The sequence below is a fragment of the Enterobacter cloacae complex sp. I3 genome (genome assembly GCF_014896175.1).
In the GTDB taxonomy this organism is placed as follows: domain Bacteria; phylum Pseudomonadota; class Gammaproteobacteria; order Enterobacterales; family Enterobacteriaceae; genus Enterobacter; species Enterobacter bugandensis.
On the sequence record NZ_JADBQZ010000027.1, the window covers coordinates 1 to 21,636 of the forward strand.

Sequence of the window (21,636 nt, forward strand, 5' to 3'; positions counted from 1 at the left end):
CCAAGTGATAATCCTAAAAGGAAAAACAACCCAAATACAATTAGTGTATTTGTTGTGCCAGAATTGAAAAGCCCTTTTGATATGGTATCACCTAATTTGTTTAAGCCACCTAAACCTTGAATTGCTGAGTATGCCAATCCTATTATTGATAAGACGGCAGTTTTTTCTCCAAAAAAATCATTGATCCTTAATTTCACTCTTTGTATCTTAATGTTTAGCCAATCAATCGCATAGTTCAATTCAGTAATCGAGTAAGGCATAAGTTTTTCTATATTTTGTTCATCATTGTCAATTTCACAAATTAGGTCATTGAAAATTTCCTTTTTGAAATTGAGCATGAATTTCACACCAGGGATTATAGGCGTAAACAAATAAACTATTCCGGAAACAGAATTGAGGGCATACAAAACCAATGCAGGTGAGATAAATGGTTCTTTGGGAAGTTCAAAAATCTTATAGATAACTGCCATTATGACCATTAAAATAAGAGAAAAGATAGATGTGAGAAATGAATATACTTGGACCTTTCTAAGTAAGTTACTTTTTTTATTTATCTGATTATAGGGAGCATAAGTGTTCATTTTGCTTATTGTTTTTATAATTTGATTTACTCTATACATTGTTTATAATTCCATTAAGAAACTATTGCTTAGGGCCATTGATTACAGTATGTATAGATTTTACACTATCTATCTATAATGACTAATGCAGTTTGTTCGATTATCACCAATAGGGACTGATGGTATCAATGATGGTATCTTCGCTAATCTAATTTACTTTACTCACTAAAGATCATAAGGATAGTTGCGATGTTCGAGTCCGGCCTTCGCACTCATCCTCTAAACACCTCCCTCCAATGCCATTCCACAAACCCCTCCCTTGGATAATTCCCTTTGACCATCGGCAACGCAATCTGCTTCCCGGCAAAATCCCAGAACAGCCGCCCAACAATCCCGCCCCCATTCACCGCCTCGGAAACCAGCACCCGCATACTCTCATCCAGCCCAATCGATCCCTTATCAAACGCCTTATGATGAATCGCACACAGTGCCAGTCCGTTCTGGATCTCACACGGTCCGCCAAACTGCTTCCACTTGATATGCGCGGCTTCAAGTCCAACAGAGGCGTTATCATGCCGCATGTTAAACCCGCAGATTGCGCACTCATAGTTATAAGCACGCAGCACCTGCTGGCGGAACAGCGGATCGCGAACCTTACGGATCTGCTGAATATCAAAACCCATCTCATCCGCGATCTCTTCCTGAATGCTTTCGGGAAAATGCGCTTCAAGGATCTGCTGCGCCAGCGAGCCTATCAGGTTTTTGTTCTTATTCAGCAGCGCAAAGTGTTCTTCATCAAACCCGCCTGCGACGTTATGTTCCACAAGTTCTTTAACGGGCGGCTGCTTACTGCCAGTGGTCGAACAAAACTCAGTATTCTTCAGATCCCAAAAGCCGTCCCCTTTGAGCCTCCAGAAGGGCATATTTGGGTAATGCGCCTTCCTCTGTGGGCCAAAGCGTTCTAGCAGGCTAAGCAACTGTTCGTGGACCTCAGTACCGTAATCAAACAGTCGTGCATGCCCCTGCTGATAGCTCGCCAGCACGTACAGAAGCAATAAAGGCTTATGCGGCGCACGCTGTTCGCCTTTGCGCCAGATGGTGATGTCGGCAATTGCCTGTTCGAGAGTTTTGCTGGAAGCCATCGCGTTACGGAAGAGGGTAAATAATTGCGATGATGCTCGCAAAACTCAGACCAATCAACCTGTAACCAACAAAAACATGACCTTACCCCACAGAACCCTATTTCCTGAATCCCCCTCGCAAATTCTAAATTTACCCCACACCAAACCGCTGTATTTATATTCAGCCCTGTATAATGGGCACCAGAGATTACGCCGAACGGCAAAGGTAGTATCGAGGAATATTTAACGAAGAATTCGCGATATGAAGGTGCTGCAACACCCCCATACCGCTAACCACAAACAACTAATCAGGAGTTGAAAATGGCTGCGACGAATTTTAAGCCAGAGTTTACCGTTTGCAAAACAGAATCAGACGCTTTCACCGGCATGATTGAAAACCGCGAGCTGGTACGCAAAAACAGCGCCCGCCGTCTGCACGGCAACCAGCCCAACGCGGCACCCGTCCACCCTCGCGCGGAAACGCAGCAGGACAGTGCAGCCTGCTGCGAACTGTATGCACGCATAGACATGAAATACCTCCTGCTGGGCGGCGACTGGTTAAAACGTGCGGGCTTTATCAACGGCATGCCCGTAAAAATCCGGGCTATGAAAGACTGTATTGTGATTACGCCCCAGCATACAAGAGAATTATGGGGATGCCTGGAAGGGATGAGTGTGGTGAATATAAATAAACAGAAAGTCGCGCAGTGGTTGAAGACGTTTCCGGGAGCGCTAAATGATACCGGGGATATACCCGTTGTGAAGCGGGGAATCGGGCAAGCGATGCCTGAGTAGTTCTGGCTTCCTGCCTCATATTCCTGGAGCAATAAAACGATACGGGCATGTCATCCCATGCCCGTTTTAAGTAAAAATCACTCGTGCTTTACCTGTTCTTTCACAGCCTTAACCAGCACAGCGTGAAGTTCGCCGACGGTTAAATCGCGTATCACAGGTTCGGGTATGCCACGCACCCAGCGGATAAATCGACAGATGCCAAAAAAGTCTATGCCTTCACCCGTAAACAGATACTCATTCTCCGCGAGAGAGAACGTTTTCCTGTAGCCATCTTCTTCTGTGGCAAGCTGAACGCCAAAAGCTTCTTCGCAGTCTTCCAGTAGGTCTTCGCCATCCATACCGCAAATATGCAAATCGGCCTCAATCCAGGTGTTGCTATCGATAGGTTTGCGATGTATCCCAGAGGACTCACGTACGACCTCAATTACTTGTGCGAGAGTAGGTTCCATTTACAAAATATTCCGTATTCGTTAGTTTCAATTGGCTATCCGGAGCTTAACAGTCACCCACTATTCGATAAGTTGTAAAGTAGAGTACGGATTCAGAAAGCGTGATTATCTTTGCTATGGCTTGAAACCGGGTTTGCCATTTGCGCTACGCCACTCCTTTACTTCCTGGACTACGCCCTCGGGAGTGTCTTCTCTGCCTTCTCGTGGATAGTAAATTAGATCAGAACCATCAGGGTGCTGCGTCAATCGTTTGAATTCGAGGATGTTTTTTATATCTTCAGCTTCAGTGGTACCAGATACATCAAAAATTTTTCTTACAAATTCCAAAAATTGCTCTTCTGTGTAATCTTCAATTTTATCCATTTTTAAATCGTAGATGAGATCTTTTAATGTGCCCGATAAGATTATCGGGCAATGCCTCTCACCAATTATCCCTATAGTCGAAAGAAACCTGATAGTCATAAATAGTGGGGGTTATTTTATGTACGAAGTGGGGCTGAAGAACGGGTATCCATTCGGCTTCAACATCAAAAAAACCATTATTCACATTGTTCTTAGTCGGCATATGAAAACCTTTGGTCATGATCTTCGCATTATCGCCGAAATCGTTCGAAAATTCTCTACCTTCACCTAGTTCAGTCCTCATATCATACCATTGCAATCTAATTTTCAAACCCATGGTAGCCCTCTTTTTTAAATTATTGATTCTAAAGTTAGGTTAAATTTCCCCTCCAGAGAGCTGAAAGGTTAAATCATCAGAATAAAATTTTTTCCCAAGAAGGCTTTCTAAACGATGTGCCTGATGCTCATTGATATTATAGACGCCGATACCATGCGAAAAATCGCTTCTATCTTCTGCATTCATTCCCATAATCATGCATAGATCATTAAGGTTTTGATGCGGTATTTCGATTTCGAAAAGCAAATTTTCATCCGTTTTACTGTATGCATCAATTGTGTAAACGATCATTATTTTTCTACCTTTCTGGTTGGATCTGCTGGTTTAGTTTGCTTACCCGTAGTGGGATCAAACTCACCGAGGTGACTGCGTCCTGAGCGATCATAGACCTCAACTGTACCGTGTTGAGAATCCCATTCGTAAATTTTACCTTTTGAATCCTTCCAACGGGTACGAAGTTTTCCTCCCCCCTTAATTGGTGTTTTCGCTTGAGCTTTCTTAGCATCAGGAAATGCAGATAAGGGAGGATTTCCTTTAGGAGGTGAATGGTATTTGTGATCTGAATTACTATAGACATAAATCGGCGGCACCCCGCCCACCGGCAGAATCAGAATATAATCCGCAAACGTCCTCTCTTCCGGTGTCGGGCTGGTCGTCACACCAATCCCCGTATCCTCCGGCAGCGGGTCAACCACAACCGGGTTCGGTATCCGTACCGGGTTGTGATTGCCCGTATCCCACGGCTTACTGTCTCCGGTGCGGTCCGGTGTCCAGATGAGGGTGATACCGGGGTCTTCTTCGGTGGTAAAGGTGTACGCCTGGCGTTGGCTATCCCACTCCATCCTGCGAACGCGCACGCTGTCTTTGCCCGGCGGCGTATGCCAGCCGCGCGGTGTCGGGTTACCGCTGGCGTCGTTCTCCCAGGTGAAGCGAACGCGGGTAGGGGCTTCCCGCATCTGTTCGGCGCGCATCCTGTCGATAAAATCCTGTTCGCCGTCGTTCAGCTTGCCGGGGTACATTCCTATCAGCAGCCCTGCGACAGGGGCACCAAGGCCTCCCGTGGCTATCTCGCCAAGTGCAGCGCCGCGCACGGCCCAGGTGCCAGGAGTGATTGTGCTCCCGCCAACCAGAACAAGTTCGCTGGCATCGGCGATCGCGGTCCGTGCAATCCAGGCCCTTTCTTCGTCCGCAACGGCAGCCTGATAGTCCATCTCCTCGTGATGCCCATTCCACCAAAGATAAAGCGCGCTGCGTTGCTTCGGCTTTGGGATCGCCTTACGCTTTGCCGCCTGAGCGTGTTGCGGGGCGTCTTTAGGCATGGCCTGGTAAAATGCCATCTCGGCGAAGTTGGTGTGCGGCTCGCTTCCGGTGCCTGCATCGTTACAGCCTTCACCACGCAGGCAGGATTTCGCAAAGACCCGATTGCGATCGCGTTCTTCTGTTCGCCGCAGCGCTTCGGCCTCTTGCTCTTTTTGGCGCACTGCGAGCATGGCCTGATGCTTTTCCTGTGCGATCTGTTCAGGAGAGGGACCGGATCCGAGCCACTCTCCCGATGGGGCAATCACGCGGTTGGTTCCGCGCGGGCATCCACAAATGACGACAGAACCATCGACGGCTGAGGCTTGCCCCATCCAGTTGACGCGTGGCTCACCGTTGGCAATCACGCCCTGTTTGCCGCATTTAGGGCATGCCGTGGTTTTATCGCCAACACGAACGATGCCGCGACCATGCTCGGTGCAGTTGGGCAGAGTTGTGCAGCATATTGCGCCGGTGGTTGTTCTGTCGCGGTGCAGCGCCTGACCGCGTCCATGGTTATCGGAACGGTAGCCCATGTCCTATTCTCCGGGCCAGGTTAAGAAGTCCTCATGAGGTGGAATACCTTCGCGGGTGACCAGATAAGTACTGCCTAGCGGTGTGCTGATAATCTCGTCATCGTTATCAAGCAGGCTGCCAACCAGCGCAACGCCCTGACGTCTCCAGGAAAACGCTTCGCCAGCTGAGGTCATAATCGTGGCGAGCGTTCCATCCGGATAGGCCACACAGTCTCCTTCGACAATCACGCTGGTGTAACTCCCATCGTCCATGAGCATTGTGGCTTCACGATCGACGGGAAGAACAACGCCGCCCAGTCGGGTCTGGCTGCCAGCCGTGGCGATCCGCCAGATGGCGGTGACGGGATGTTGTCGATGAAAGGCTTCCTGTTCGGCAATGATGGCGCGCGCGTCCTCGGGCATGGCGGCCAGTTCTTCATCGGAAAACGGTGAACGATCTATTTCCGCTTTTAACTCAGCGGTAAATTCATTGGTATAAAGCTGCATGACAATTCCTTGTAGGGGCAGAAGAGTAAATGCAGCAATGCTAGGTTTTAGACTGTATGGCGAATATACATAAAGTGGTTAATAAACCGGGCTAAAATCCGAAATAAATATCCAGATTGATATCAGTCATATTCTAATCCAGGGGCTGTAATGGTTCCTGTTAATTAAAAATGTAATACTCTCTGAGTTGCCGATAAATAATATTATGCAGCGCATGTAATATTTGAATACATACGCTGCATGACGTTATTTCAAAACACCGGCACCCCCAGCCCAACCTTCACCTCCCTCAACGTCTCCTGCGTCACCCCCTGCGCCCGTTCTGTCCCGCGCTTCAGCATCGCCATCAGTTCCCCCTTATCCCGCATATACATCGCCCTCCGCTCCCGCATCGGCGCAATCAGCTCCTGCAGGCACGCCTCCAGCTCGTTCTTGCACGCCCGGTCCCCAAGCCCGCCCGCCTGATAGTGCGCCTTCATCGCCGCCACTTTGGCCTTGTCCGGATGAAATGCATCGAGATACGTAAACACCACGTTCCCCTCAATCTGCCCCGGGTCGCTCACCTTCAGGTGGTTCGGGTCGGTGTACATGGCGCTGACCGCGCGGTGAATGGTCTCTTCGCTGGCCGAAAGGTGCAGCGTGTTGCCCAGCGATTTCGACATCTTGGCGCTGCCGTCGATGCCGGGCAGGCGGCTGGTGTCGCTCAGCATCGCCTTACAGTGGCGCAGCACCGGGGCGGGCAGTAGGCTGTTCATCTTGTGCACAATCTCGTTGGTCTGCTCAATCATCGGCAGCTGGTCGTCGCCGACGGGCACGCACTCGGCCTTAAACGCGGTGATGTCCGCCGCCTGGCTGATGGGGTAGGCCATAAACCCGACCGGCAGCGAGCGGGCGAAGCCCTTCTGCGCAATCTCGTTTTTCACCGTCGGGTTACGCTCCACGCGGGCGACGGTGACGATGTTCATATACAGCATCGTCAGCTCGGCGAGGGCGGGCAGGGCGGATTGCAGACAGATCGTGGTCAGGTTCGGATCGATGCCGGCGGCGAGGTAGTCGGCCAGCACTTCGGGGATGTTGTCGCGAATTTTTTGCGGGTTGCTGCCGTTGTCGGTCAGCCCCTGCAGGTCGGCAATCAGCACAAACTGGTTGTGCGTGTGCTGGAGCGCCACGCGCTGGCGCAGCGATCCGACGAAGTGGCCAAGGTGCAGCGGGCCGGTTGGGCGATCGCCGGTGAGGATGGTGGGTGCGTTCATAAAGACTCCTTAACGTTGTAATGCCGAAAGGGGTCTTAGAAAAGTGAAAGCCGCCTTTCGGCGGCTATCTGAAAATGGGGAAAACTACTCCGTGCCGCCTTTAAGAAGGCAGCCACCAGCGGTTTACGGTGAGGACGGCGTGGTTTATGTTCATCTCTTTACCGTACCACGTCCGGCGCGAAAAACAAAAGGGCACGTCATGCTGCAATCACTCAACCACCTGACCCTCGCGGTCAGCGACCTGCAAAAAAGCGTCACCTTCTGGCACGAACTGCTGGGTCTGACCCTGCACGCCCGCTGGAATACCGGAGCCTATCTCACCTGCGGCGATCTGTGGGTCTGCCTGTCGTACGACGAGGCGCGCCGGTACGTGCCGCCGCAGGAGAGCGACTATACCCACTACGCGTTTACCGTGGCGGAAGCGGATTTTGAACCGTTCTCGCAAAGGCTTGAGCAGGCGGGCGTCACCGTCTGGAAGCAGAACAAAAGCGAGGGGGCGTCGTTTTACTTTCTCGATCCGGACGGGCACAAGCTGGAGCTGCACGTGGGCAGCCTCGCAGCGCGGCTGGCGGCGTGTCGCGAGAAGCCCTACGCGGGCATGGTGTTTACCTCAAACGAGGCTTGAGGCACGCACCTTCAGCCTGCCCGCCAGCGTCACGTGCGTGGCGGCATCTTCCTGATTGCACAGGTACTCCACCGCCAGCCGTCCCAGCTCGCTGTAGGGCAGCTGGATACTGGTCAGCGGCGGGGTGAGCTGCTCGGAAATCTTCTGGTCGTCGTAGCCCGCCAGCAGCATGTCCTGCGGAATGCGCACGCCGTTCACCGCCAGCGCCTGATAGCAGCCAATCGCCAGCCAGTCGCTGGCGCAGAAAATGGCGTCCGGGCGCTCGGCCAATTCCAGCAGGGCCGTGGTCGCGGTAAAGGACTCGCTGAACTGCCAGTTGGTCTGCCGCACCAGGTCGTCGTCGCACGCGAGTCCGGCCTGCTGCAGCGCCGCCTGGTAGCCCGCCAGACGCTGGCGGGAGGCCTCCATCCAGCTTTCGCCGGTGATGTGGGCGATGCGCGTGGCCCCGCAGGCGATGAGGTGTTTAGTCACCTGGAAAGCGTTGGCGTAGTCGTCCGGGATAAACGACGGCAGCAGCGGCGAGCCGGGGTCGCGCTGGTTGAGCAGCACCAGCGGGATGCGGGTACAGTCGTGAAACGCCGTCATGTCCACCAGCGTGGTGACCGGGGAGGCGAGAATAATCCCGATGCAGTTGCGCTTCTCCAGCTGGCGGATAATGTTCAGCGCCAGCTCGATGTCGTCGCCGTAGTCGTAGACGGTAAGCAGGGTCTCGTTGCGCCACGCCGCTTCCCGCGCCTGGCTGATGGCGTCGATAAACGGGTCAAAGCTCTGCAGCGAGCTGACCAGCAGGGCGATCTCTTCCTGGTTGCGCGGGGCGTGAACGGCGGGGAGGCGGTCGTAGCCGAGCTCGGTGGCGACGCTAATCACCCGCTGGCGGGTCTCGTCGCTGAGCTTGATGTTGCGGGACTGGTTAAGCACCAGCGATACCGTCGCCTGCGACACCCCTGCCGCCCGCGCAATATCGTTCATCGTCACTTTTGTTTTTCGCTTCATCCGTCCTCTCCCTTTCGCGACTTCGCATCATACCCTAACCGCACGCTTTAGCGCCGTCGATCACGTTTCTCATTCATCGAAGCGTGAACTTTGTGAGTGGCATCGCTTTTCTAAACGCCGTGATTTGCGCATTTATTCCGCAGCTAATATTTATTAGCTAAATATTATCAGTAAGAGGACGCGTAATGAAAGAGCAGTGGAGCAGGGAGCAGGCCCAGGCGTGGTACGAGCAAAAAGGCTGGCTGTGCGGGTTTAACTATCTGCCGTCGACGGCGGTGAACTGGACCGATATCTGGCAGGAAGAGACCTTCGATGCCGCTACCATCAAGCGCGAGCTGGGCTGGGCGGCGGAGGCGGGCTATAACACCCTGCGCATCAACCTGCCGTTTATCGTCTGGGAGCACGACCGCGACGGGCTGATGGCGCGCATCGACCGCTTTTTGACGATTGCCGACGGGCACGGGTTCAGCACCATGCTGACCCTGATGGACGACTGCGGCTTCTCCGGTGACGAGCCGTACCTCGGCCCGCAAAAGCCGCCCGTGCCGGGCAAGCACAACAGCCAGGCGGCGGCGAGCCCCGGTCGCGATAAGGTGTGCGATCCCGACTGCTGGGCAGACATTGAACGCTATATCCGCGACGTTGTTCGCCAGTTCCGCGACGATAAGCGCGTGCTACTGTGGGATCTCTATAACGAGCCGGGCAACCGCGGCATTTTCGCGACCGGCACGCAGGAGGTGCAGTACGACGCGAAGCTGGAGACCTGCGCCCACGTGCTGATGAAGCTGGCGTTCCAGTGGGTGCGTGAAGAAGACCCGACCCAGCCGCTCACCGTCTGCGCGTGGCGCGTCCCGCCGGAAGAGGAGGGCGAGACGTTCTTCCAGCACCCGCTGGACCAGACCGCGCTGGCGCTCTCGGACGTGGTGAGCTTCCACGCCTACACCCACACGGGGCGCATGACGGCGATGATTCAGCAGCTGCAAAAGCTCGGTCGCCCGCTGTTCTGCACCGAATGGCTGGCACGCCACGTGGGCAGCACCATCGAAGAGCAGCTTCCGCTGATGTACATGGCGAAGGTTGCGCCGTATCAGTGGGGGCTGGTGCGCGGCAAAACCCAGACGTGGCTGCCGTGGCCGGTGGTGATGAAAGAGTCCACGGACTACTGTCGCCTCTGGTTCCACGACGTGTTTGAGGAGAACGGCATTCCGTTCTCACGCGCTGAAATTGCGCTGATGAAGAAGCTGCGCAAAATCGCCCCGAATCCGCAGGGCTAATAATAACGACCCGGCGCGCTGTCGCCGGGCAACCAGGTACGCACTATGGCAACGACAATGAAAATACCGTCTCGCGAGTTGTGGTCTTATTTTGGCTATGGTTTAGGTCAGTGTTTTAGCTTTGGTTTAGTGGGTTCGTTTATTAACTATTTTTACACCGACGTGCTGGGGATCTCGGCGCTGGCGGCGAGCACCATCTTCCTGATTGCCCGCGCGTGGGACGCGGTTCACGATCCTCTGTTTGCCAGCATAATGGACACCATTAACAGCCGGTTCGGCAAGTTTCGCCATTTTTTGCTGATCGCGCCGCTGCTGATTACCGGCGTCACGCTGCTGTCGTTCTATAAAATCGAAGCGGACATGACCACCAAAATCCTCTACGCCGGGGTGACGTATATCCTGTGGGGGACGCTGTACGCCATCTCCGATATCCCGTTCTGGTCGATGTCGTCGGTGATGACCAACGACTCCGCCCAGCGCACCCGCGCGGTGACGGCGGCGATGCTCGGGGTGAACGCCGGGATTGCCTGCGCCAACATCTTCTTCCCGAAGCTGGCGGCGTTCTTCGCCCAGTACAGCAACGATAAAGGCTACTTTATGGCGGCGCTGGTGATGATGCTGGTGGGCCTGCCGCTGATGCTCAACGGCTTTATGCAGATCAAAGAGCGTGTGCCGCCGAGCCCGGAAAAGGTGACCATTCGCGACACCTTCCACAACCTGCGCCAGAACAAGCCGCTGTTTATCGTCCTGCTGTCGTTCTTTTTCTGCGTGTTTCATAACGTCGCGGGCGGGCTGTATATCTACTTCTTTATCAACAATTTGGGTGACGGCAGCCTGCAGATGGCGATTGGCGTGATGGGCATTGTGGCGGCGGTGCTGTGCCTGGTCGCCCCGATGCTGACGCGGCGGATGCAGAAGCGGAAGCTGTTTATGATCCTCTGCGGGCTGGACGTGGCGGTGCGCGTGGTGATGTGGTTTGTCGGATATCAGCAGGTGACGATGCTGTTTATTCTGCTCGGCCTGAGCACGCTATTCGTGATGATGACCAACATCCTCACCTCGTCGATGATTGCCGACACCATTGAGTACGCGGAGTACCACACTAACAAGCGCTGCGCGGCGATCACCTTCTCCGGGCAGACCTTTACCGGCAAGATGTCGGTGGCGGTGGGCGGCGGGCTTATTGGCGTGTTCCTGACGATGATCGGCTACGTGCCGCAGGCGCAGATCCAGAGCGAAGGCGTGCTATCGGGGCTCTTCTTCGGGATTTGCCTGCTGCCAGCGATTGGGTCGCTGATCCGCATGGGCTTTATGTCGCGCTTTACCTTTACCGAGGAGAAGCATGCGGAGGTTTGTCGGCTGCTGGCAGAACGCAGGCGGGGGAGCGAGCAGAATGGCATCGTGGATGAGGCGTTGACCCGCCCGGTATCGGTCAATTAATCGCTTCAGACGCCTGCTTTGCAGGCGTCTGCTTCTAATTCCGCAGCTTCAGGGACTCGGGGAGGTGGAGTATCGAGCTCTGAATACTGGTTCCGATGGTAAAAGGGACGATCCACAAACGTAGCGCATGGCTGTCCGGCTTATGAAGTTCGAAGGGATGGGGAAGCGCATCGCTAAAACCGTCATGCTGCGGGTAGATCAGGATCATATCGCCGCGGCTATCGAGATATTTCGTTCCGTAGGCCAGCATCTGGTAAAGATCGCTTTGCGAAATGTTAAAGCCAGGTTTATGAGGCTTAATCTTTTTCCATTTCGTATCGCAAATAATTGAAGAATGTTTCGACGTGTCATACGGGCGAAGCCAGATATCCGGCTTGAGTCTAAACATATACCTGGTGTGATAGCGAGCCAGAGTGTGTGTTTTTGCTTGGGTATCAATTTGGTAACGTTGATGATGATGATGCCTCATCCACGCCGCAACAAAGGATTCAAATACCGCTTCCATTGGAAAGAGCAGCGATATGGCATCAGCATGACCCTGCATACAAAGTGGTGACTCCCCGTGTAGGATCAATTTGGCCCACTCCAGCGCCTGTTCATAGTGATGCATATGCCTGTCGAGGCGAACCAGATCGAACGCGTGAGCGGTATCAACAACGGGAGGAATACCTTCGAAGGCCGACTGCAAGGGGCGAAGCTGCTGGATGAGCTGAGGGTTGCGGGTCAGGCGCGAAACCGTATCGATGGCCGTTTTGAGAATGCGGTTCTCCGGTCGGTCAACACTGTACTCGTCATACTCCACCTGAAAGCGATCCCGGCGAACGCTATTTGTCGACAGTTGTGCTGAAACCCGCAGTTTTCCCTTCATCCACGGTAGATTCTCCTGCTGGCGAAGGTAGTCACGCTTAAGACCCTGCTGCAGGACCGCCTGGACGCTCTGGATAAATTGATGAATAAAGATATTCATCAGCGGCATGCGCGAGGTTTTGATACTGGCGGAGGTTGTGGCGATGTGCCGGAAGGTTTTCAGCGTGCGCAGCATCATCATCAGCTGTTCGCGGGCGTTATCATGGCCGGTCTTTGGCAACACCTCGATGAACGCTCCTCCCGGCAGCGCAATGACGCCGACATAGTTTTTCACCTGCAGCACCTTCACGCGCCCGACCGTTTTCAGCGTCAGCAGGCGCGCGTCGTATTCCGCATCGTCGTTCAGGCAGCATTGCTCCAGCCACGCAAAACAGGCCGGAGGAAGCTCCACTGCGTCCTTAACCCGGCCGCTGTCCTCTTTACTGACCAAATAACCGTATTCAAAGGTGGACCACTGCCGCCGCCCGGTCATTCGTCGTTCTCCGCGCCTCGCGCACCTGCATCGTAAATCTGACGCCAGGCGATGGCATTATTCCAGACAGGATCGTCTTCGCCTGCAAGGTGATAGCGCTCTCCCTCTTCCTGCAGATCGTCCGATGCATCCGTTCCAAACAGCCGCTGAATATTTCCCTCGTTTTTGATCGAACGGATGAAGCACAGGGCGGGATCCTGCTTCTGGTTATCTCCAAGGACCAGACGAATTTTCTGCCAGTCGTTGTAAAAGTACTCCTCCAGCAGCGGCAGCACTTTATTTTTCATCACCCGCTGCAGACGGGCGAAAGCAATGTCATCGTCCTCCGTCTCAATTACCGGTATGAAAAAAGCGTGCCCGAGCGTGTGCTCGCTATCGTACAGTGCCTCAATGCGTTCATTGAGCATCTGCAGTAGCCGTTTGAGATCGATACCTTTGATGACGTGGCCTTCCAGAATGGAGGCTTTCGGCAGCATGGCCTTAAACTCGAAGCGGCGGCGCAGGGCGGTGTCCAGAGCGGTCAGGGAACGGTCCGCGGTATTCATGGTGCCGACCAGGAACAGGTTGTTTGGCACGCTGAATTTTTCGCCCGAATAGGGTAGCGTCACGCTCAGGGCCTCGGGTTCACCCATGCGCTTGGATTTCTCAATTAAGGTGATGAGCTCTCCGAAAATTTTGGAGATATTGCCACGGTTAATCTCGTCAACAATCAGCACGTAGTTCTGGCGTTTTGCCGGTGCATTTTTTTTCGGTGTGACGGGAAGATTATAATTATCATGAAGATAGTTGAGGATACCCCGGACATACGACTCGTTGTGGATATCAATCCCGTTGTTCTGATACCAGGCTTTGATGTCCTTCACGTAGGCGTTGTATCCATTCCCCAGATCCCCTTTTTTGCTGTTTAAAGGGAAGATGCCGAAGTTCGTTTCACTTTTATAGGTGACGCCGAACGGTTTACCTGATGTCGTTTTGAGCGTGGCGGCTTCGCCATTCAGCAGTTCTTTTTGAAACTTTGATAGCGCCTCGTTCAGCGCCAGCTGTTCACCTGCGTAACCAAACGCCGCATCCTCACAGATTTGCTTAAAGACGCCGGATTTAATGTCATAGCGAACGTTACCGTCACGGGTGGTATCGGCGCGTAGCCCTTCAATAAACTCTTCATAACCAAAGCTTTGGTGGAAAGTGACAAAGCGGATGCGCTGTTCGGAGACCAGCCGGTCATAAAGCGCTTTAAGTGCGTTCCGGTAATCACTGCCCTGAAGGCCATCCAGCAGGCGGGAATACTCAGCGGGTTCACAGGCGCGGACGGCATGCTCAACGGTGGAATAGGTTTTACCCGTCCCCGGAGGGCCATAGAGAATGACGTTCAGTGGAACATCCGCCACGCTCTCATCCGTATCCTGATCGTCGTCTTCGGCCCAGGACTCGCTACCTACCAGGCCGATATCGCTCTTATCTTTGATGAAATGCGTGTAGAGATGCCACAGCGACATATTGAGTTCGACAGGGTCTACATGGCCGCCCAGCTCGCGGTTCAGAGCCGCCTTCAGCTCCAGGTTTTTTTCAAACCACGTCCCTTTCCCGGCGAGCCCAAGCCCGAAGCGGTTATTACAGTAGTTATAAATGCGGGAAAACATTTTGGTATTTACCACGTTCGAAACCCGCTCAGGGTACAGCGTGGCAAAAGCCCGGTGACACAACGCCCAGTACTGTTTCTTGAGAATGGATTTGGCCTTAAGCGCCTGTAGCTTGTTGACCACCTTTTCATATACGGCCGGGGTGCAGCCCTGTGCCATCAGGGTTGTGATTTCCCGCAGGTGAATCTGGGCCGCATTGTATTCGTTCTGCGACATTCCACCCTGTTTAATGCTGGCGACGCCGTTGGAGCGTTCATACCAAAGTGCCTTGATAAGGCTTTGATCACGAAACTCGGGCCGCTCTGTCGCTACGCGTTTGACCATCTGGTGATAGGCTGGCCCCCATTTAGGGCTGTATCGGCTGTTGTTATTGATATGCTCATTAAAGAAGGGGGCTAACGCGGTGCGATCCTGAACCATCACAAACTCCGGAAGTCGGGTAAAGGCGGTAAAGGTCAGTATTTTATAGGATTAATCTGAATAGTGTCACTGCTTGTTCAGGTGGGTTGAGGCGATAAGGGGGCTGTCGCCATTGGCGTCAGCCCTCAGACTTAAAGCGACTTCACAAACGCCAGCAGATCTTCGTTGAGCTGGTCCTGGTGGGTCAGCGCGAAGCCGTGCGGCGCGTTGTCGTACACCTTCAGCGTGGCGTTTTTGATCATCTCCGCCGCCAGCTTGCCGGTGCTTTCAAACGGCACGATCTGGTCGTTGCTGCCGTGGATCACCAGCGTCGGTACGTCGATTTTCGCCATATCCGGGCGGAAGTCGGTTTCGCCAAACGCGGTCACGCAGTCGATGGTGCCCTTCAGTGACGCCAGCAGAGCGATGTTCAGCGTCTGGGTCAGGGCTCCGGCAGAGACGGTCTGCCCGGCGTTGATGCCGTAGAACGGCGTGGCGAAGTCGCTGATGAACTGGGCGCGATCTTTACGCAGTCCGTCGCGAATGCCGTCGAACACGCTCTGATCCACACCCTGCGGGAAGGAGTCGGATTTACCGAAGATCGGCGTGACCGCGCCCAGCAGCGCCAGACCGGCCACGCGCGCGCTGCCGTAGTTGTTGATGTAGCGGGTCACGTCGCCGCCGCCCATGGAGAAGCCCACCAGCGTCACGTCCTGGAGGTCCAGGGTGGTGATCAGGTCGTTAATGTCGGACGCAAAGGTGTCGTAGTCGTAGCCGTTCCACGGCTGATCCGAGCGGCCAAAGCCGCGACGGTCAAAGGCGATGGCGCGGAAGCCGCGCTCCGCCAGGTAGTTCAACTGGCTATCCCACATGTCGCCGTCCAGCGGCCAACCGTGGCTGAAGAGAACCGGTTTGCCCGCGCCGCAGTCTTTGTAGTAAATCTGCGTGCCGTCTTTTGCCTTAAACGTTGCCATAGTGTGTTCCTGTACAGGTGATGGTTATGGTTATACCGGCGCGACCAGATAGCGAATTGCCGGTGATGTTGTGCCCTGATGAAAAGCCAGAACGCGGCTCTGCAGCAGGAGGTCATTCATGGTGTGGCGCTCCTGCTGGCGCAAATGCTCAATCCACGAGCCCATCAGGAAAGTCTCAATAAACAGGCCCGGACGTTCGATATCCTCGTACACCGCCCAGCTCATCGCCCCGGCGCGGCGTCGCACCCGGCGCAGCTCGTGTACCGCCTCCAGGAAGGCTTTCGCGTTCTGCGGGTCGATGATGTACTCGTGCGACACCAGCACCGGGCCGCGCTCGTTCGGCAGCTCAATCTCCACGCCGTCCAGCGGCTGGCCGCTCAGGTCGAGGTTTAAATCAGGATCTTTCTCCAGCTTCCAGCGGAACACCGTTGCGCTTGCCAGCACCATCCCCAGCGTGGCGACAACCAGCGAGGTCGGGGTGCCGAACTGCGAGGCGATCTGCCCCCAGATGGCGCTGCCCGTGGTCATTGAGCCGAAGAACACCGTCAGGTAGACCGCCAGCGCGCGGGCCTTCACCCAGCGGGCGGCGCTGCGCTGGGCGCCGAGGTTCAGCGTCGAGAGCACCGCAATCCACGCGAAGCCGGTGAAGAACTCAAACAGGTTGAGCAGCCAGACGTGGCGCACAAACGCCAGCGCCAGCATGGTGAGGGCAAAGACCAGGCTCGCGGCCACCATCAGCCGATCGGCGTTCAGCCGCTGGCGCAGGCGCGGCAGCAGGATGGCCCCGGCAATGGCCCCCAGGCCAATGCACGCCAGCATCACGCCGTAGCCCGCCGGGCCTAAACCCAGCTCGCGGCGCGCCACCAGCGGCAGCAGCGCCCAGCCCGCGCTGCCGAAAACGAAGAACGCCACGGTGCGCACCAGCACGTTGCGCAGCACCGGCGCGGCGTGCACGTAGCGAATGCCGGAGCGCACCGCGGAGAAGAAGTGCTCCGGCGGCAGGCGCTGCACGGACGGGGCCGGACGCCAGCGCCACAGCACCCACGCTACGCCGACCACGGACAGCGCGTTCAGGGCAAACACCATCCACGGCCCGGCGAGCGAAAGCAGAAAACCGCCCAGCGCGGGGCCAATCGCCCGGCTGATGTTCACCCCGAGCGAGTTCAGCGCCACGGCGGCACCCAGCTCCGGCTTGCTCACCAGATCGGGCACCACGGCCTGGAACGGCGGCGAGCTCATCGCCGCGCCCACGCTCAGCAGGAACGTCGCCACCAGCAGAACGGAAGGGGTGACGTGTCCGGTGAAGGAGAGCACCGTCAGCCCGGCGGCGGCGATGAACACCCACAGCTGGGAGAAGAGCAGGTATTTACGCCGGTCAACGATGTCCGCCATCACCCCGGACGGCAGGGCGAAGAGGAACATCGGCAGGCTGCTCGCCGCCTGCACCAGCGCGATATCCAGCGGATCGGCGCTGAGCGTCAGCATGCTCCAGTTGATGCCGACGTCGCTCATCCATGAGCCGACGTTAGAGACCACCGTGGCGATCCACAGCATGCGGAACACCGGCTGGCTCAGCGGCTGCCAGGGCGAAACCGCCCGCGCGGGCGTCGTCTCAACGTGTGCGTCGCGAACGTCGTTAACCTGGGTCATGCGAACCCCTCCGTCGCCTTACGCTGCAGCCGCCACTGGCCCGGCCCGGTGAGGGCCAGAGTGGTGAAGATAATCAGCAGCAGCCAGCCAAACTGCCCTTCGGCAATCGACCAGTCCGGGTGGACCGCCAGCATCGCCACCAGCAGCACGGCGATAATCGGCAGGCACGCCAGGCGGGTGTAGACGCCCGCAATGATAAACAGCGGGCAGATGACCTCGGCGACGATCGCCGGGATCAGGCTCGCGTAAGGCCCGAAGCCGAACGGATCTTCAATGCGCGTCAGCTCTTCGCTGAAGTGCAGCACCTTCGGCAGACCGTGCACGTAGAGCAGCAGCAGGCTGCCGGTGAGGCGCAGGAAGAACAGCCCCAGGTCGACCCGGGGCGGCATAGTAGTGTTTTTCATCAGAATGCAAAGCAGCTGCAGCCCAGCGCCCCCCAGAAAGCGTTATCGTCGGACACCGGCATCTCTGACGTGCGGGCGAAATCATGCTGGTGGCTGTGAACCCCGCACGGGCCGCTGCAGTGGTGAGCCACACTCATGCCCACGCGGGCGGCCTGCGGCTGCGCGCTGCGGTAGTGACCCGGCACTTTCACCACCGGGGACCACTCGGGCAGAACCGGAATGGCCGGTGGCGCGAGCGGGCCAAAGCTGCCTGCGGCGTAGACGATGTCGCCGTTGACCACCGTCAGGACGGACTCGATGCCCTTGATTTCCTCTTCCGGCACGCGGAAGTAGTCTTTGCTGAGCACCGCCAGGTCGGCGAGCTGGCCGACCTTAATCTGCCCCTTCTGGTTCTGCTCGCTGGAGAACCACGCGCTCCCCTGGGTCCAGAGCATCAGGGCGGTATCGCGATCCAGACGGGCGCTATGATCGTACATCTGCATCCCGCCAACGGTGCGGCCGGAGACCAGCCAGTAGAGCGCGGTCCACGGGTTATAGCTCGCCACGCGGGTGGCGTCGGTGCCTAAGCCCACCGGCACGCCGGTCTCGAGCATTTTGGCCACCGGCGGCGTGTGGCGGGTAGCTTCGATGCCATAGCGCTCGGCAAAGTACTCCCCCTGGAAGGCCATGCGGTGCTGAACGGCAATGCCGCCGCCCAGCGCTTTGATGCGGTCGATGTTGGCCTGGGTAACGGTTTCCGCATGGTCGAAGAACCAGTGCAGGCCGTTGAACGGAATGTCGCGGTTAACTTTTTCGAACACGTCCAGCATGCGGCTGATGGATTCGTTGTAGGTGGCGTGCAGGCGGAACGGCCAGCGGTGCTCCACCAGATGGCGCACCACGCGCTCCAGCTCGTCCTCCATGCCCGGCGCGAGGTCCGGACGCGGCTCGAGGAAGTCTTCAAAATCGGCGGCGGAGAAGACCAGCATCTCGCCCGCGCCGTTGTGGCGGAAGAAGTCGCTGCCCTGGCCCGGCGTGAGCATGTCGGTCCATTTTTCAAAGTCTTCCAGCTCGTGGCCCGGACGCTGGGTAAACAGGTTATAGGCGATGCGGATGGTCATCTGCTTTTTCTCGTGCAGCTCGGCAATCACCTCGTAATCTTCCGGGTAGTTCTGGAAGCCGCCGCCCGCGTCGATGGCGCTGGTCAGCCCCAGACGGTTCAGCTCGCGCATAAACTGACGGGTGGAGTTAACCTGCTGCTCCAGCGGCAGCTTCGGCCCTTTCGCCAGCGTGGCGTAGAGGATCATGGCGTTCGGACGGGCGATCAGCATCCCGGTCGGGTTGCCGTTGGCGTCGCGCTGGATCTCGCCGCCCGGCGGGTTCGGCGTCTCTTTGGTGTAGCCGACCACCTTCAGCGCGGCGCGGTTGAGCAGGGCGCGGTCGTACAGGTGCAGGATGAAGACCGGGGTGTCCGGCGCGGCGTCGTTAATCTCATCCAGCGTCGGCATGCGGCGCTCGGCAAACTGGAACTCGCTCCAGCCGCCCACCACGCGCACCCACTGGGGCGACGGCGTGCGCAGGGCCTGCTCTTTCAGCATCCGCAGGGCATCAGCCAGGGACGGCACGCCTTCCCAGCGCAGCTCGAGGTTGTAGTTCAGCCCGCCGCGGATCAGGTGCAGGTGCGAGTCGTTCAGGCCGGGGATCGCGGTGTGGCCTTTCAAATCCACCACCTTAGTGCCGTCGCAGTGGTGCTGCATCACCTCGGCGACGGTACCCACTTCCAGAAATTTTCCATCGCGCACGGCAACGGCTTCCGCGACAGGGTTCTCGCGATCGACGGTGTGAAACTGGCCGTTAACCAGAATAAGATCGGCTTTACCGAGGGTAACCATAACTGCTCCTGACTGAGAGGGGGAATGGTCAGGATTATGGGAACCGGTTTCGGCAAAGATCCAGTTATACAATAGGATAGGTATACCAAAGTATAACTATACCTAAGGTTAACTATACGAAGAGATAATTACGCGCGGCGACGGAAAACCGCAGGATGAGGGTGACTTTATCGTCGCGGCGCTCGCGGCGATTTCTACCCTTAACCACTGGAAAATGCTATGACCTCTTCAAAGCTCGAAGTGTTAACCCCTGCGAACTGTCAGATCATCTTTATCGATCACCAGCCACAGATGGCGTTTGGCGTGCAGTCGATTGACCGCCAGGTGCTGAAAAACAACACCGTGGCGCTGGCAAAAGCGGCTAAGGTGTTCAACATCCCGACCATCATCACCACCGTCGAGACCGAAAGCTTCTCCGGCAATACCTATCCGGAGCTGCTGGACGTGTTCCCGGGCCAGGACATTCTGGAGCGTACCTCCATGAACTCCTGGGACGACCAGAAGGTGCGCGACGCGCTGAAGGCTAACGGCAAGAAGAAGGTGGTGGTTGCCGGCCTGTGGACCGAAGTGTGCAACAACAGCTTTGCCCTGTGCGCGATGCTGGAAGGCGACTACGAAATTTATATGGTGGCGGACGCGTCCGGCGGCACCTCCAAAGAAGCCCACGACTTCGCGATGCAGCGCATGATCCAGGCAGGCGTGATCCCGGTGACCTGGCAGCAGGTGATGCTGGAGTGGCAGCGCGACTGGGCGCGTAAAGAGACCTACACCGCGGTGATGGATATCGTTCGCGAACACTCCGGCGCGTACGGCATGGGCGTGGATTACGCCTACACCATGGTGCACAAAGCGCCGTCTCGCCAGAAGAGCGAGCACCGCACCTTAGCGCCGGTCCCGGCTCGCTAAGTTCCGCTGGCGGGCTGGTCCCTCATCCGGCTCGCCGCTGCCTCTTTCTCTGGAGTTCACAATGAGTACTGGGCTGATATCCCTTGCCGCAGGCGTGTTGATTGGCCTGATGTATGCCGTGCTGAAGGTGCGCTCCCCCGCGCCGCCCGCGCTGGCGCTGATTGGCCTGCTGGGGATGCTGGCGGGTGAACAGGCGACGCGCCATCTGTTATCCCGCGACGGCGCGCCGCCTCCTCAGGTAACGGTTCCGCAGGTGAAATCGCAGACGGGAGCAACGTCATGAGAGCATGGATAATTTCGCTGGTGTGCGGCGTGGTTGCTGGGGTAATTTACGCCCTGCTCGACGTTCATTCCCCGGCACCGCCGGTTGTCGCCCTGCTTGGCCTGTTTGGCATGCTGGTGGGTGAACAGCTCATCCCGGTGGGACGGCGTTTACTGAGTCGCGAACCGTTTACCCTCGCCTGGTTTCGTCACGAATGCGTGCCGAAAATCAGCGGCACGGCGCCCCCCGCGCCCGCGAAGGACGATCGCGACGTTTAATGATTTTTTTGAGGAAAGACAGCATGACGCTGCCGTGGCGCATTGCCATCATTGATGACGAACGTTCCGTCCGCAGCGGGCTGAGTAATCTCCTGGAGTCGGAAGGGTATGCCGCCGATACGTTTGATTCGGCAGAGGTGTTTCTGAGCCATCCGCTCGCCCTGTCCGGCGCGGCGCTGGTGATCGCCGATATCAAGCTGCGGGGCATGAGCGGCCTGGAGCTGTTTGAAAAGCTGCGGCTGCTGGCCGTTCCCCCGCCGCCCGTGATCTTTATCTCCGGTCATGCTGATGAAAATATGCAGCGGTACGCTCTTAGCCTGGGCGCCGCTGCATTTTTGCGTAAACCCATTAACATCGATATTCTGCTGGATCATATACAGCGGGAGCTGGCCCGCCGACGATAAGG

Annotated in this window: 24 protein-coding genes; 8 read left to right on the plus strand and 16 right to left on the minus strand. The window is 56.4% G+C overall.

Translation table 11 applies throughout. The annotated features are described in order from the left end of the window. Together IM271_RS18915 and IM271_RS18920 are read right to left on the minus strand one after the other, a co-directional pair. On the minus strand, nucleotides 1–620 hold a 620-nt coding region (locus tag IM271_RS18915; protein WP_193053000.1), incomplete at its 3' end, for a hypothetical protein. A gap of 212 nt (nucleotides 621–832) precedes the next feature. Beyond that, nucleotides 833–1,702 (minus strand): phosphorothioated DNA-binding restriction endonuclease, encoded by an 870-nt coding sequence (locus IM271_RS18920; protein WP_045259571.1) that lies wholly within the window; start codon nucleotides 1,700–1,702, stop codon nucleotides 833–835. A gap of 300 nt (nucleotides 1,703–2,002) precedes the next feature. On the opposite strand from IM271_RS18920, the gene IM271_RS18925 reads away from it, so the two are divergent. Further along, nucleotides 2,003–2,476, plus strand: a complete 474-nt coding sequence (locus IM271_RS18925; protein ID WP_075206615.1) for a SymE family type I addiction module toxin — start codon at nucleotides 2,003–2,005, stop codon at nucleotides 2,474–2,476. A 77-nt stretch (nucleotides 2,477–2,553) separates the two neighbouring features. Here the strand turns inward: IM271_RS18925 and IM271_RS18930 are convergent, their stop codons facing one another. From IM271_RS18930 to trpS, 7 genes are all read right to left on the minus strand, one after another. Then, entirely contained in the window at nucleotides 2,554–2,925 is a 372-nt protein-coding gene (locus tag IM271_RS18930; RefSeq protein ID WP_045259570.1) for a hypothetical protein, read from the minus strand. 114 nt (nucleotides 2,926–3,039) lie between these two features. Next, nucleotides 3,040–3,288, minus strand: a complete 249-nt coding sequence (locus IM271_RS18935; RefSeq protein ID WP_045259639.1) for a bacteriocin immunity protein — start codon at nucleotides 3,286–3,288, stop codon at nucleotides 3,040–3,042. Between the two features lie 58 nt (nucleotides 3,289–3,346). Next, nucleotides 3,347–3,604: a colicin E3-like toxin immunity protein gene (locus IM271_RS18940; RefSeq protein WP_072049657.1), complete on the minus strand. Its 258-nt coding sequence runs from the start codon at nucleotides 3,602–3,604 to the stop codon at nucleotides 3,347–3,349. 39 nt (nucleotides 3,605–3,643) lie between these two features. Beyond that, nucleotides 3,644–3,895, minus strand: a complete 252-nt coding sequence (locus IM271_RS18945; protein WP_045259569.1) for a hypothetical protein — start codon at nucleotides 3,893–3,895, stop codon at nucleotides 3,644–3,646. Then, nucleotides 3,895–5,436, minus strand: coding sequence for a colicin E3/pyocin S6 family cytotoxin (locus tag IM271_RS18950; protein ID WP_193053001.1), 1,542 nt, complete (start codon nucleotides 5,434–5,436; stop codon nucleotides 3,895–3,897). Before IM271_RS18950 ends, IM271_RS18945 begins: the two co-directional genes overlap by 1 nt. Nucleotides 5,437–5,439: 3 nt before the next feature. Next, a complete protein-coding gene (locus tag IM271_RS18955) occupies nucleotides 5,440–5,922 on the minus strand; it encodes a hypothetical protein (RefSeq protein ID WP_045259567.1) in 483 nt (160 codons plus the stop codon). 251 nt (nucleotides 5,923–6,173) lie between these two features. Then, nucleotides 6,174–7,175 (minus strand): tryptophan--tRNA ligase, encoded by a 1,002-nt coding sequence (trpS, locus tag IM271_RS18960; protein ID WP_193053002.1) that lies wholly within the window; start codon nucleotides 7,173–7,175, stop codon nucleotides 6,174–6,176. A gap of 199 nt (nucleotides 7,176–7,374) precedes the next feature. Between trpS and fosA the strand changes: the two genes are divergently transcribed. Then, nucleotides 7,375–7,800 (plus strand): FosA/FosA2 family fosfomycin resistance glutathione transferase, encoded by a 426-nt coding sequence (fosA, locus tag IM271_RS18965; protein WP_193053003.1) that lies wholly within the window; start codon nucleotides 7,375–7,377, stop codon nucleotides 7,798–7,800. Here the strand turns inward: fosA and IM271_RS18970 are convergent. Beyond that, nucleotides 7,786–8,793, minus strand: coding sequence for a LacI family DNA-binding transcriptional regulator (locus tag IM271_RS18970; RefSeq protein ID WP_193053004.1), 1,008 nt, complete (start codon nucleotides 8,791–8,793; stop codon nucleotides 7,786–7,788). The two genes, fosA and IM271_RS18970, sit on opposite strands and share 15 nt — an antisense overlap. 185 nt (nucleotides 8,794–8,978) lie before the next feature. Between IM271_RS18970 and IM271_RS18975 the strand changes: the two genes are divergently transcribed. Together IM271_RS18975 and IM271_RS18980 are read left to right on the plus strand one after the other, a co-directional pair. Beyond that, entirely contained in the window at nucleotides 8,979–10,067 is a 1,089-nt protein-coding gene (locus IM271_RS18975) for a cellulase family glycosylhydrolase (RefSeq protein ID WP_193053005.1), read from the plus strand. A gap of 45 nt (nucleotides 10,068–10,112) precedes the next feature. After that, nucleotides 10,113–11,507: an MFS transporter gene (locus tag IM271_RS18980; RefSeq protein ID WP_136486729.1), complete on the plus strand. Its 1,395-nt coding sequence runs from the start codon at nucleotides 10,113–10,115 to the stop codon at nucleotides 11,505–11,507. A 34-nt stretch (nucleotides 11,508–11,541) separates the two neighbouring features. Here the strand turns inward: IM271_RS18980 and IM271_RS18985 are convergent, their stop codons facing one another. The 6 genes from IM271_RS18985 to IM271_RS19010 form a co-directional block, all read right to left on the minus strand. Further along, a complete protein-coding gene (locus tag IM271_RS18985) occupies nucleotides 11,542–12,846 on the minus strand; it encodes an McrC family protein (protein WP_193053006.1) in 1,305 nt (434 codons plus the stop codon). Further along, nucleotides 12,843–14,906, minus strand: coding sequence for an McrB family protein (locus tag IM271_RS18990; protein WP_045259561.1), 2,064 nt, complete (start codon nucleotides 14,904–14,906; stop codon nucleotides 12,843–12,845). Before IM271_RS18990 ends, IM271_RS18985 begins: the two co-directional genes overlap by 4 nt. Nucleotides 14,907–15,037: 131 nt before the next feature. Continuing rightward, entirely contained in the window at nucleotides 15,038–15,859 is an 822-nt protein-coding gene (locus IM271_RS18995; protein ID WP_023293378.1) for an alpha/beta fold hydrolase, read from the minus strand. A gap of 30 nt (nucleotides 15,860–15,889) precedes the next feature. Next, the gene (locus IM271_RS19000) at nucleotides 15,890–17,509 is read right to left on the minus strand and encodes an MFS transporter (protein WP_193053007.1); all 1,620 of its coding nucleotides are present in this window, start codon (nucleotides 17,507–17,509) and stop codon (nucleotides 15,890–15,892) included. Then, entirely contained in the window at nucleotides 17,506–17,913 is a 408-nt protein-coding gene (locus tag IM271_RS19005; protein WP_193053008.1) for a DoxX family protein, read from the minus strand. Before IM271_RS19005 ends, IM271_RS19000 begins: the two co-directional genes overlap by 4 nt. Continuing rightward, on the minus strand, nucleotides 17,913–19,784 hold the full coding sequence (locus IM271_RS19010) for an amidohydrolase (RefSeq protein WP_193053009.1): 1,872 nt from the start codon (nucleotides 19,782–19,784) through the stop codon (nucleotides 17,913–17,915). Before IM271_RS19010 ends, IM271_RS19005 begins: the two co-directional genes overlap by 1 nt. Before the next feature lie 219 nt (nucleotides 19,785–20,003). Here IM271_RS19010 and IM271_RS19015 point away from each other — a divergent pair, with 219 nt between their 5' ends. The 4 genes from IM271_RS19015 to IM271_RS19030 all read left to right on the plus strand — a co-directional run bounded on the left by IM271_RS19015 (nucleotide 20,004) and on the right by IM271_RS19030 (nucleotide 21,634). Further along, complete coding sequence (locus IM271_RS19015) at nucleotides 20,004–20,690, plus strand: hydrolase (RefSeq protein ID WP_023331928.1); 687 nt, start codon at nucleotides 20,004–20,006, stop codon at nucleotides 20,688–20,690. A 61-nt stretch (nucleotides 20,691–20,751) separates the two neighbouring features. Then, the gene (locus tag IM271_RS19020) at nucleotides 20,752–20,973 is read left to right on the plus strand and encodes a DUF1427 family protein (RefSeq protein WP_028015362.1); all 222 of its coding nucleotides are present in this window, start codon (nucleotides 20,752–20,754) and stop codon (nucleotides 20,971–20,973) included. Continuing rightward, nucleotides 20,970–21,230, plus strand: coding sequence for a XapX domain-containing protein (locus IM271_RS19025; protein WP_028015363.1), 261 nt, complete (start codon nucleotides 20,970–20,972; stop codon nucleotides 21,228–21,230). Before IM271_RS19020 ends, IM271_RS19025 begins: the two co-directional genes overlap by 4 nt. Before the next feature lie 23 nt (nucleotides 21,231–21,253). Further along, nucleotides 21,254–21,634, plus strand: a complete 381-nt coding sequence (locus IM271_RS19030; RefSeq protein ID WP_048960182.1) for a response regulator transcription factor — start codon at nucleotides 21,254–21,256, stop codon at nucleotides 21,632–21,634. Nucleotides 21,635–21,636: the final 2 nt, after the last annotated feature.